A 10,662-nucleotide genomic window follows, 5' to 3' on the forward strand; every position below is an offset into this window, starting at 1 on the left:
CGAGGGTCCTCATCGATCCGGCTGGGCATCCCTTCTGCATCAGCCTGCGCTGATCGCCGGGGGCACGAGGTCCTCGACCTGTCTTGCTGTGGCTTCGATGCTTGTGCTGAGCCAGGTGCGGCTGGTGCCTCGCAGGGCTGCCTGCATCGGGAAGCGGTGGTGGAATTCGGCGATGGCCTGTGTGACGACGAGGAGGTCGTCGCTGAGGATCGCCCGTCTCCAATGGCCTGATGCGAACAGGCTGATCAGGGTGATGGGTTCGGGGTATCCGGCCGCGATCAGCCAGGGGGCCGTCTTGTCCGGTTCGACTGTCGGTGCCTTGACTCGGAGCAGGTCGTGGAGGAGTTCGGCTCGGCGGGTGAGTTGGTAGTGGCGGTGGGCCAGACCGTTCCAGAGCTTGCCGGTGGCGTCGTAACAGGCACCGATGACGGTCGGACCGTAGCGCCGTCGGAGTCGCCAGCAGTGGCGTTGGGCGCGGATGACGTCTGGGGTTCGAGACAGATCGAGCTGCTGTTCGGGGGCGAAGACGTTCTTGCCGATCCAGAGGTTGTGGCGGAGGCAGACGTTGTCGTGGACGGAAGCCCAGACCTGGGCGGGGAGTTTCGAGCCGGTGCGTGCAGGGACGCAGCGGCGGCAGGCCCAGCGGAGCATGTAGTCGGGGGCCGGGGCGTGGGCTTTCGTGGTGGGCGAGCCGTCCTCCGCGTGGAGATCGGGGATGGCTCTGGCCAGGTTCTGCCGGGACTGGCCGCTGAGGATGCAGAGGGCATCGAGGCTGGTGAGGCGGGAGTTCAGCCAGCGCGAGGGAGAGCGCAGACGGGCCAGGGGGACGTGGTTCGCGAGGGCCAGGCGGTTCCAGTAGGACGATTCGCACTCGCCGGGGAACGGCGGCAGGGTGATGGGCAGCGGGCGGATGAGTGCTGGGTGGAATTCCATGGTTCAGCCGGTGCGGGGCAGAGAGGCGGTGCGTCCGCGGGCGGAGGACTCGCTGCTGTGGTCGATGCGGATGTTCTTGACCGTGGCCCGGGTGATGCGTTCGGTCCCGTCCAGGATCGCGGAGATCGCCGCCGCCCGGATGAGGTGGGAGAGGCTTCCGATCATGCCGCCGGTGCGCTGGTGGAGGTGTTTCGCCATCTTCACCAGGGTGTTCGGCTCGTGCCGGTGCAGGCGGAGGGTGTTCTCCATGGAGGCGATCAGGGACCGCCATTCGGTGTTGAGGGGGAAGGGGCCGGTGCAGATGAGGACGCAGCGGCCGGCGAGCTGCTTGCCGCGGATACCGGTGAACAGCCCGGACTGTTCGACGTTGGTGCCGGCATAGACGAAGGTCGCGGGCAGGTGCTCGGTGAAGTATTTGAGGTGGTCGGAGAGGTCTTCACCGGCGATGGTGGCGTGGTTGAGCAGGTGGATCTCGTCGACCAGGACCAGGTCCGTGCGGGCCTCGATGAGCACTTGGCAGACGGCGCTGGTGACGTCGATGGTGTTGTGCCTCGGACCGATCACGGGCAGACCGAGGAACCGGGCGAACTCCATGGCGAGTTTGCGCGGGGAGCCCTTGGGCGGGGCGGTGATGTAGACGACCGGGATGCGGTCGCTTCCCGGATAGCGCTGCCGGACGCGCAGTTCGTGCAGGCGTCCGAGCTGTTTGAGCGCGGTGGTCTTCCCGGTGGTCCATTCCCCGGAGACGATGAGTCCGCGGCGGGCGCCGTGCTCGCGCTGGTTGAGCAGGGTCAGCAGCCGTCCCTGGTGGGCGATGTCCTTGACCGTGGACGTGCGCACGACCTGGAGTTCGGAGTGGTAGGCGATGCGGGCCTCGTCGTAGGCGGAACCGGACCAGGTCACCTGCTCGCAGCAGCCGAGGACGCGACGGCATCCTGGCCCCCTTCCCGCACCAGGCCGAGCCGGACCTGCGTGTCCGCCGACAACAGGCCGGCCTCCAGATCCACGGCAAGGACCCGGCGCCAGAGCAGGTGGAACAGCACCGGCAGCACCGCGATCTGATCACCCACCCGCAGGGCCCCGGCCAGTAGCCCGCCGCCGTCGGCGAACACCTCCACCAGGCGGGCAGCGACCTCCGGGCGGTGCACTCGCGGATGCCGGTAGCCGCCCAGCCACCGCACGTTCGCCATCAGCACCGCCTCCGGCGTGCCCACCCGTTGGAAGTTCCAGCCCACCGCTCGGCAAGCCGCTGCCGTCACGGCGAACTTCGCCGCGTCATCCGGCTCGATCCGCTCATCCGGACGCACATCCACCACCAGGCCCGTGCCGTCGGCGCGGCGGACGAAGAAATCCGGCGTATGCCGCACCCGCTTCCCATCCGTGCTGGTCCACGACAGCCGGAACGGCTGCGAAGCCATGCCCGTCACCAGCGGATCGAAGTCCAGCAGCATCAGACGGTCGCGCTCCAGCCACGACTCATAGCCCACATGCCCGCCGCAGGTCGCCGACCCGTACCAGCCGCACCAGTTGCCCTGACCCCGGAAAGCCGGAAACCGGCGCTCGGGCCGTACCGACTCGAACCGCACCGGCCACAACCGGCTCAAAAGCCCCCGCTCGCGGACCCCGGCTGGGCTTACGTACTCCAGCTCGATGTCCTCCGCCGACACCTCATCCGCATCCATCCCGGGCCTCCGGTCCGACGCCGACCAGCCGCTCCGACCGTAGAAGCAGGGCGATCCCCGTACCTACACAAGACCGGAACTCTTCAGAACTTGCCTACACATGACCGGGACCCGGCCCCGCACGCCTACAGAGGAATGGGACTGCCTACACATCGCGGAGACAGGACAGCTGACTGTCCGTTCCCAAAAGATCTGGATCGAGGAGGTGTCTCTGACCTGGGCCTTGTCAGTTCTGCTGGGACGGGTTGGAAGCCGGGCGGCCCAGTGGACCTGGACGTTGCTGCGCCTGCTTGAGTGCGAGCTGAGACGGTCCCATTTGTTCTGTCGGACGGTACGGCCGTGGCCTGGTGTCTTTCAGTTCTGGTGGGACTCATCCCGTAGGGCGTCGTGGTCGTCCGGCGTCGTCACCAGCATCAGTGATCGTCCCAGGGAGTCGGTCCAGCGAAAGAGGGGGTCGTTGGAGAAGGCGTGGGAACGGAGCTTCTCGCGGAGAGTGGGGACGTTCAGCCGGTGCTCGGCCTCTGTGTAGACGGCGTCGATGGTGCGCCGGTGCTGGCTGAGGTTTGTCCGTCGGCCAGGTTCCCGTAGTGCCCGCCAAGCAGGATCGGCCAGTATGCCCAGCAGCGTGACGAATTCGGGATAGGTGGCGATGTACTCCCGCTCGTCGACGCGTCGCCTGATGATGTTCCCGTAGATGGCTTCCTTGGGAGGGAGCTGGGCGAGGCGGTCGTTCCAGCGTGAGAGCAGATGAGGTTGCTTCTTGTTCAGGAGCCAGGAGCGGACCAAGTGCTGCGCTTCCTTTGTCGCTGCTTCCATCGTGTCCGGGAAGCGCCTGGCGATCCGTCGGTGTCGATGCTCAGCGGTAACGAGCTCTGGGAGGTGTCCGACGCGGTAGTGGCGGTTGCCGTCTACCCAGATGCCGTGTCGGCGGCAGAGTTGGAAATCTGCGGGGCGATGGGCGAGGACTGGCCCGGTGATTCCGCGGCGGTGCATGCAGTGTGAGCAGGCGATGTAGAGATGCCGACGGTAGCGGACTACCTCACCTGTGGTGCGCGCCTCAACCCGGGCGATCGCTGGTAGCAGCATCCGGAGGGTTTCGGGCGTAAGGCCCGTCAGGATGGCCAGCCGTGGCAGAACCGTCGGAGTCCAGCGCCAGAGCGTGTCGGTCCTCTTACCAACCTGCGCGTTTTTGAATGGTGTCAGAGTTTTCGCCAGCTGGCCCGCCGTCACATTGTTGGCGGCGGCGAGGCGGTGCAAGTACCAGCCGAATACTTCTCCGTGGATCGGTGGCAGTGGAAGTGGCAGGAGCCTGACCGGGGCTTCCCAGGGCTCCATTACTCAGGCCGCCTTCGGCCTGCGGGCGTACTTGGATCGGGGGCGATCGGGCCGGGTCTTCTGGACGGCGTGGTCGAGCTCGATCTCGTCGAGCATGCGCTTGGTGATCTTTTCCGTGCCGCTGTCGATGGCGTCGACTGAGGCTTCTCGGATGAGCTGGGAAAGACTGCCGATCAGCCCGCCGGTGCGCTCGTGGAGGTAATCGGTCATGGCGACCAAGGTGCCGGGACGATGGGCGTGTAGTCGCAGGGAGTCCTCCATCGTCACCACCAGGGCCTGCCAGCTCTCCTTGTCCGCGCGGTTCCTGTGGCCGAAGGGTCGGGAGGGGATGACCGTGTAGCGGCCGGCGATCTGCTGTCCGCGAGTGCCCTGGAACAGGCTGCTGGTCTCGACGTCGAGACCAGCAAGCACGAAGGTGGCCGCGATCCGTTCCGAGAGGTACTTCAGCTGATCGGATGCCTCGGCTCCGTTGCGGGTGGTCAGGTCGAGGTTGTGGATCTCGTCGACCAGGACGAGTGTGGTGCCGAGCTTTCCGAGCAGGTCACAGACGGCGTTGGTGATCTGGACCTGGCTCATGCGGTGCTCCAGCGGGATGCCAAGGAATCGGGCGAACTCGCCTGCGAGCATCTTCGGGGTAGCCGCTGGGGGGACGGTGACGAAGACGACCGGCAGTCCGCCGACGGCGTTGGGGCTGCGCCGCCGGGTGATCTGTTCGACGTTCTTGCCCAGCTGGGTGATCGCTGTGGTCTTGCCGGTGCCGGCCGAACCGGACACGATCAGGCCGCGACGGGCGGAGACTTGGTGCCGGTTGAGAACGATGCGTTTGCGACCCGTAGTGACGACGCCGCGGATCGTGGGAGTGTTCACGATGACGGATCGTGTGTGGTAGTCGACCCGCGCTTCCCTGTAGGACTCCAGCTCGCCCTCATCCAGGACGGTGCCGGACGGGAGTGACGGCGGGGGCTCAGGGTTCTCGTCGACGAACGCCCGCCAGCCTTCCTTCGTGGTCAGTGACATCTGCGGGTTGGCGATGTCCTGTGGCGGAGCCTCGCTCACAGGCGGCTCCCGTCGGTGAAGGCGTCGAAGACGCCGAAGGGGATGACGTTCGACGGCTGCTCCAGGACGGTGGTCTCGTCCTCGGCGTCTTCCGGAGCTGAAGCCTGCGGCAGAGCAGGGACGGACCGGGCGGGCTCCAGGGCGGCGCGGGTACGGGCCGCGATACGACGGTCCGGCCCGGTTTCCGCCCGCGTCAGCAACTGTTCGACTGCTGCGGCCACGGCGGCTTGGTTGGTGTCGTCCTGGCCCCGCATCGCAAGCAGGTCCCGTGCTCGGCGCCAGGTGAAGTCCGCGAACGGTGTCGAGACCAGGTGCTGGTGTGTCCACGGAACCGTGATCCACTCGCCGGTGCGCGCGTTGCGTACCCAGACCTGAGACAGGTCGTAGGGGTCGTAGTGGACCTCCCAGAGACCGCCTTTCGCGGCCAATCCCGAAGGTTGGCGCCGTAGCGGAGCCAACTCCGGGCAGTTGTAGGTGCGATGGTCGATACGGATTCCGTAGTCGTTCACCGACCGCCAGACCGCTGGCAGCAGTTCGAGGTAGTCGAGACCGCTCAGCGGCAGCGGAACGTAGCCGGTGCGGGCCACAAGCAGCGCGTACGCGTCGTTGGGTGACATCGACCGGCCGGGTAGGAACGGACTACGAAGCCCGTCGTGCGGCCGCTGCTGCCAGCAGGCCACGATCCATTCCTGAAGAAGGTCATCGAGTTCCGCGAGCGTCCATACCGCCTCGACACCCGCGCCGCGGCGGTCCGTGTTGGAGCCGGTGTAGCCGGAAACGTGCTGGCAGAACAGGGTGTTGATGGAGGAAAACGTCCGCTCCACGATGGCCTTGTCCGTCGGAGTGGCGGGCCGCGAGGGCTGCACGGAAACGCCCAGCGACCGACAGGCGGCGATGAACGCGTCGGAGACGAACACCTTGCCGTGATCGATGCCGATGGTTTCCGGGACGATCACCGGTTTCGCGGCGGCCTGCTCCAGCCGGGCGTCGATGTCCAGCAGCCGGGCGTGCGGAATCAACGTCGCCGACAGGGCCAGAGCCTCCGGCCAGCCCGGCCGCAGCGGCTCGGGGACCAGCATCTTCGCCAGCAGCAGCGACGCATCGACCGCCTTGGTGCCCGCTGGCCGCAGCACCGCCGCGCAGATTGTCCGGGTCGCCACGTCAACGGCGATAGTCAGTTCCGGACGACCGCTCACCCCGTCCTCCAGGATCACCAGCACATCCAGTGGAGTCGTGTCGATCTGCACCAGCTCGCCCGGTCGGCAGGCCGCGGACGGCGTGAACATTCCCTCGGGCCGACGAGCGTGGGAGCGGCGGGAAGCAGCCGAACCGAAGGCGTGTGTGCCCGCGCTCACTGCCTCGACAAGCCGGTAGAACGTCGTCTTCGACGGCATCGGCACCACCCCGGCCCCGTGCTGCTCGGCAAGCAGGGCCTCGACCCGGCGCCGCACCCGGCCTCGTGTCCCAGCCGACTCGTTCAACTGGTCGGCCAGCACCTCCGCGACGGCTGCCACCACCCGCTCATCAGCCCGGCCCGTCGGCGAGGACAGACGGGTCTTGCGGTGATCGACCAGCCCCCAGACCCCTTGATCCCGGTAGCGGGTCCGCATCCTTTCGACCGTCCGCGCGCTCACCGTCCAGCCCAGGGCACGCAACTCGGTGGCCTTCGCGGCGATCCGCTCCTCCAAGGTATGCAGGGCCGGGTCGTACTCCGGCCGCAGTCCCGCCCCAGCTCCGATGCCGCTTTGCCGCCCGGACTCCAGCTCCAGTAGATGCTGTTCCCAGGCGGTGGCTTTCTCTGCCTCCAGCGGCGGAACGGTGTCCAGCAACGCGAAGGGCGCCACTACCGGTGACCCGTCCCGCTGACCAAGGAACTCGAAGCCTTCGGCGGCTAGTAGGTGAGGCAGCAATACCAGACTCGCCCGACCAGCCTCGTCGGCCAGCCGCACCAGCGTCCCTGACAACCCGACCACGGTGTGCAGCCGCTCGTCGAGCCGGACCTGGTCGCCGACGCGCAGCGCCGTCCGTCCGCTCACCACGCCTCCGCCCGCGACACCAGCGTCGTGTCCGTCAGTGGCTTGGCCAGGTCCGCCCGGAGCCGCCCCGCCCAGAGCAGGTGGAACACCGCTGGTAGCACCGCAATCGGGTCACCCAACAGTGACGCCTGGCCCACCAGCGGTGAGGGCACCGAGAACACCGCCATCAGCCGCTCGGCCATCCCCGCGGTGGTCGCATGCCGAGGGTGTCGATACCCCGCCAGCCAGCGGACATTGGCCATCCGGACCGGGTCCACCATCCCGACCACCCGGTAGCCCCAGCCCACCGCTTCACATGCCAGCCGCGTCACGGCGAACTTGGCGGCCGACCGCTCGTCGACCCGGTCCAGAGGCCGGCAGTCCACCAGCAATCCCCGGCCGTCCTCGAACCGTGCGAAGTAGTCCGGCGCGTGCGAGACCACCCGGCCCTTGTCGTTCTGCCAGAACAGCCACAGCGGCTGCGACAGCAGACCAGTCACCTCGGGTGTGAAGTCCAGCAGCATCGCGTGATCCCGCTCCAGCCACGACTCGAACCCCACATGCCCGCCTGTTGTGGCCGACCAGTACAGGCCCGGGAAGTTCCGCTGGCCGCGGTATGAAGGGAAGCCACGTACTGGCAGTCCCGTCTCGAACTCGACCTCCTCCGTCTCATTCAGCGGTCGGCGGTGTTCACCTTTGGCATCCCGCCAACCGACCTCGAATCCGCCCACGTCCAGCGGTGCCGTATCACTCGTCCCACCCAACCCCATGGACTTCACTGTCCAGAATCAATGGGAATCCACCGGAATTTTTGGGCTGAAACCCCTCATGTGAGTGATGCTGCGAGCCAGCTCAGTCAGAGTCTTCATGATCACTGGCGAGATCGTCTGAGGCGGGTCGAAGCCTGCGGCGCGCCGCGTCCAGGCGTTCGCCATAGTCCGCTGCGAAAATCCCAGGCAGGGACTTGTCGAGCGTTCCGGCCAGCCTATGAATGGGCGCCCAGACCGCCTCGTCGTCGATGAGACGGCTGAGGTCCGTCATCTGCACTCGCTCCAGCCAGTCCGACAGGACCAGCGCTTCATCAGAGGTGAGCTTGATGATGATCTCCGTGTTCTCCACTGCTCGAACATAGTTCGGCGACCCTGCGGTGTCAGAGGTGCCTGGCACAGTGCCGCCGTGGACATCGATTCCTTCTGGAAGCTCATCGAAGAGTGCCGACGGCAGACGCGGGGCCGGGACGAACGGCTGACGTGGTTGCGTGACGAGTTGTCGCGGAGGCCGCTGACAGAGATCGTGCAGTTCCAGGTTCGCCTGGACGAAGTGACGCACGAAGTCTTCACCTGGGATCTCTGGGCTGCTGCGGAGCGGATCTTCGGCGGCTGGTGTTCGGACGACGGATTCTGCTACTTCGGCCTGTGGATGGTGGGGACCGGTCGGGAAGCCTTCGTGCGGGCAGTGATCGATCCCGACTCTCTGGCCAATACCCCTGAGGTTCAGTGCCTGGTGGGTCGCCCTCGGGAGCTCTGGAACGACGACTGGCCGGAGTGGGAGTCTCTCGACTACGTCGCCATGGAGGCATATGGACTACTCACCCGCGCGGATGACGACTGCGGCGACGCATTCTATGAAGCCGTCGAAGCCGAGCAGGGCGCTGTAGGCGGCAATCCAGGGCCGCGCGGCGAGCAGTGGGACGTGCGATGCGAAGACGAGGCGATGCGCAAACTGCCGAAGCTGAGCGCAATGTTTCCCCTACGGACGCTGGCCCGGTAGGCGCGAAAGCGCTGTAGGGCCTCAGAATTCCTGGCCAAATCTCAGGCAGGATGCCCGCTGTCCGGCCACTGAGACACACACGTCAGCGGCGCTTCCCGTGGAGAGCTAGCGGCTGGCCGCCCGCGGTGGCCGTGAGAGCTCATTTGGCCAAGTCGCTGAGGGATTGTTCGGCCTGCCAGCGCGCACGCACGACTCCGTCTCTGTCGGGCATGACAGCGGAGAGTAGAGGGACACGCTCATCGGCGTACACGGGCAGAAGCGCTGCAGCGTCGGCATCGGATATTCGGGCAGCCAGCTCCGGAAATTCGTCGTCGTCAGCGACGACGCTGTGGATCTGACCTTCCCTGTCCTGCCAGACGCCCTCGACGATGCCCTCGGCGGGAAGGGCGCCGAGGATGGCGCTGACGTCGGAGGAGAGGGCTGGCCACACGGCCAGGCGGGCGCGGGGAGCGAGCCCGGCGCGAACCGTGTCGATGGTGTCGCACGTGAGGCGATGCCATCGCGAGGCGTTTTGGACGTATATCTCTTCCAAGAGTCCAGCGCGGCCGCAGCCAACTGCGCTGTGCAGGCCGGCCCAGAAGTCGTCATCGCCTGGCCGTAGGACGCCTTCCTCCTCGGGCTCGAAGTCGTAAGGGGAAACGTCCAGGTGTTCTGGGAACAGCCCGAGTTCGCGGGCGCGAGCTAGAGCTCCTTGGCAGGGTCGGCTGCTGCCGACGTAGAGGTACTGGTCCCACCCGACGTGCACTGCGAAAACGTCTTCCACCTCCAGCCGGCACCAGGCACCGCTGTCGCGCAGCATGAGGCGAATCAGCTCCAGCCCGATGTCCAGCGGCATCTCTGCTCCGTCGTGGAAGTCGGCAAGACCGCCGGGAAGGAGCCTGTCGAGACCGAAGCCGCCCAGAGATCTCTCAACGCCGAAATGAGCAAGAGACGAGACCTCCGGCTCGCGGACAGACAGATGGTCGATGCTGGTGTCCGCGGCGAACGCCTTGACCGCCTGAAGATAGGCCGCCTCGATCTCGCCGTGATCGCTGATGGTGTCCTCGGTGCCGGTGTAGTACCCGTGATCGTCACGGTCGGCGGGGTCGTACTTGCTGACGCGATAGACGTAGGGGAGCTGCACATCGCCATCTTCCAGCGCTTGCTGAGGAAGTGCCACGGCATTTGAGACAAGGAATTCGGTGCGACCTCTGAGACCCATCCGAATTTTGCTGGTCAGCACGCTGCGTCGTGACACGAGCCGCGGGATCCTAAAAGTGCGAGGGATCAGGCCGAGGCTTCGGGGGTGTCGACAGACAGGCGATGCCACGCGTGGCCGCAACCGTCGGAGCAGAAGCGCTCTCGTCGGCGTTCGTCGGCGACGGCCAGCACCGCGATCAGTAGCCGGAATGACTTGAGTCGCTCGTCGTGCGGGGTGAGACTGGCGATCTTCCCGAGTTGCTGGTCGATCCGCCCTCGTGTGATCAGAACTGCCGGTGTGTGCGTGGCGCGGAGCCCGGCGCGTCGGATACTTTCCGGGCCGTCCTCGGCGGTGGCGCGGGCCTGAATGCAGAAATGTGACAGGAGGCGCAGGGTGTTGGACTGCTCCTCAGTCGAGAGGCCCTCGAACCACTCGATTCCCTGTGGCATCGGCCGAAGCTCTTGGGCGAGTTCGTTGAGAATGATGTACGGATCAGCCATCCTCACGCCCCCGTTGCGCTCGATTCACAGACTTTCCCGGTTATCCAAGCAGACCCTCGGATGCCTAAGCGCTGTCCCGTAATTGATCTACGACATGCTCATTGACCTGCCTGTTTCTTCGTCATCCGGCGAGGGTGAGGTTGTGCAGGCGGGCGATGCCGAGCATGGCGTGGTGGACGCCATCGCCCTTG

12 protein-coding genes and 1 pseudogene are annotated in these 10,662 nt (G+C 66.3%); 2 read left to right on the forward strand and 11 right to left on the reverse strand.

Annotated elements, in window-relative coordinates:
- Positions 1-39: 39 nt before the first annotated feature.
- From FNH04_RS11160 to FNH04_RS47510, 4 genes are all read right to left on the reverse strand, one after another.
- Positions 40-933, reverse strand: a complete 894-nt coding sequence (locus tag FNH04_RS11160) for a hypothetical protein (RefSeq protein WP_152782995.1) — start codon at positions 931-933, stop codon at positions 40-42.
- Positions 934-936: 3 nt separating this feature from the next.
- On the reverse strand, positions 937-1,836 hold the full coding sequence (locus FNH04_RS11165) for an ATP-binding protein (RefSeq protein WP_322722912.1): 900 nt from the start codon (positions 1,834-1,836) through the stop codon (positions 937-939).
- Entirely contained in the window at positions 1,833-2,615 is a 783-nt protein-coding gene (locus FNH04_RS11170; RefSeq protein WP_152782997.1) for a TnsA-like heteromeric transposase endonuclease subunit, read from the reverse strand. The genes FNH04_RS11165 and FNH04_RS11170 overlap by 4 nt, the downstream gene beginning before the upstream one ends.
- A gap of 354 nt (positions 2,616-2,969) precedes the next feature.
- Positions 2,970-3,401: a hypothetical protein gene (locus FNH04_RS47510; RefSeq protein ID WP_228031288.1), complete on the reverse strand. Its 432-nt coding sequence runs from the start codon at positions 3,399-3,401 to the stop codon at positions 2,970-2,972.
- Here FNH04_RS47510 and FNH04_RS47515 point away from each other — a divergent pair, their 5' ends adjacent.
- Positions 3,402-3,617, forward strand: a complete 216-nt coding sequence (locus FNH04_RS47515; protein ID WP_228031289.1) for a hypothetical protein — start codon at positions 3,402-3,404, stop codon at positions 3,615-3,617.
- On the opposite strand, the pseudogene FNH04_RS49360 reads toward FNH04_RS47515, so the two are convergent.
- From FNH04_RS49360 to FNH04_RS11195, 5 genes and pseudogenes are all read right to left on the reverse strand, one after another.
- Positions 3,591-3,950, reverse strand: a pseudogene (locus FNH04_RS49360) (hypothetical protein); the annotation flags it as partial. The gene FNH04_RS47515 and the pseudogene FNH04_RS49360 sit on opposite strands and share 27 nt — an antisense overlap.
- A gap of 3 nt (positions 3,951-3,953) precedes the next feature.
- Positions 3,954-5,006: an ATP-binding protein gene (locus FNH04_RS11180; protein WP_322722913.1), complete on the reverse strand. Its 1,053-nt coding sequence runs from the start codon at positions 5,004-5,006 to the stop codon at positions 3,954-3,956.
- Positions 5,003-7,042: a Mu transposase C-terminal domain-containing protein gene (locus FNH04_RS11185; RefSeq protein WP_322722914.1), complete on the reverse strand. Its 2,040-nt coding sequence runs from the start codon at positions 7,040-7,042 to the stop codon at positions 5,003-5,005. Before FNH04_RS11185 ends, FNH04_RS11180 begins: the two co-directional genes overlap by 4 nt.
- Positions 7,039-7,752, reverse strand: coding sequence for a TnsA-like heteromeric transposase endonuclease subunit (locus tag FNH04_RS11190; protein ID WP_322722915.1), 714 nt, complete (start codon positions 7,750-7,752; stop codon positions 7,039-7,041). The genes FNH04_RS11185 and FNH04_RS11190 overlap by 4 nt, the downstream gene beginning before the upstream one ends.
- A gap of 121 nt (positions 7,753-7,873) precedes the next feature.
- Positions 7,874-8,140 carry a hypothetical protein gene (locus FNH04_RS11195; RefSeq protein ID WP_322722916.1) on the reverse strand — a complete coding sequence of 89 codons (267 nt, stop codon included), beginning with the start codon at positions 8,138-8,140 and terminating at the stop codon, positions 7,874-7,876.
- Positions 8,141-8,197: 57 nt separating this feature from the next.
- Between FNH04_RS11195 and FNH04_RS11200 the strand changes: the two genes are divergently transcribed.
- Positions 8,198-8,791 carry a DUF4240 domain-containing protein gene (locus FNH04_RS11200; RefSeq protein WP_322722917.1) on the forward strand — a complete coding sequence of 198 codons (594 nt, stop codon included), beginning with the start codon at positions 8,198-8,200 and terminating at the stop codon, positions 8,789-8,791.
- A gap of 139 nt (positions 8,792-8,930) precedes the next feature.
- Here FNH04_RS11200 and FNH04_RS11205 read toward each other — a convergent pair whose 3' ends face one another.
- Together FNH04_RS11205 and FNH04_RS11210 are read right to left on the reverse strand one after the other, a co-directional pair.
- Entirely contained in the window at positions 8,931-10,013 is a 1,083-nt protein-coding gene (locus tag FNH04_RS11205) for an RNA-binding protein (RefSeq protein WP_322722918.1), read from the reverse strand.
- Positions 10,014-10,057: 44 nt separating this feature from the next.
- Positions 10,058-10,471: a DUF5958 family protein gene (locus FNH04_RS11210; protein ID WP_127832451.1), complete on the reverse strand. Its 414-nt coding sequence runs from the start codon at positions 10,469-10,471 to the stop codon at positions 10,058-10,060.
- Between the last annotated feature and the right edge of the window lie 191 nt (positions 10,472-10,662).

The organism is Streptomyces phyllanthi, assembly GCF_009377205.1.
In the GTDB taxonomy this organism is placed as follows: Bacteria; Actinomycetota; Actinomycetes; order Streptomycetales; family Streptomycetaceae; genus Streptomyces; species Streptomyces phyllanthi.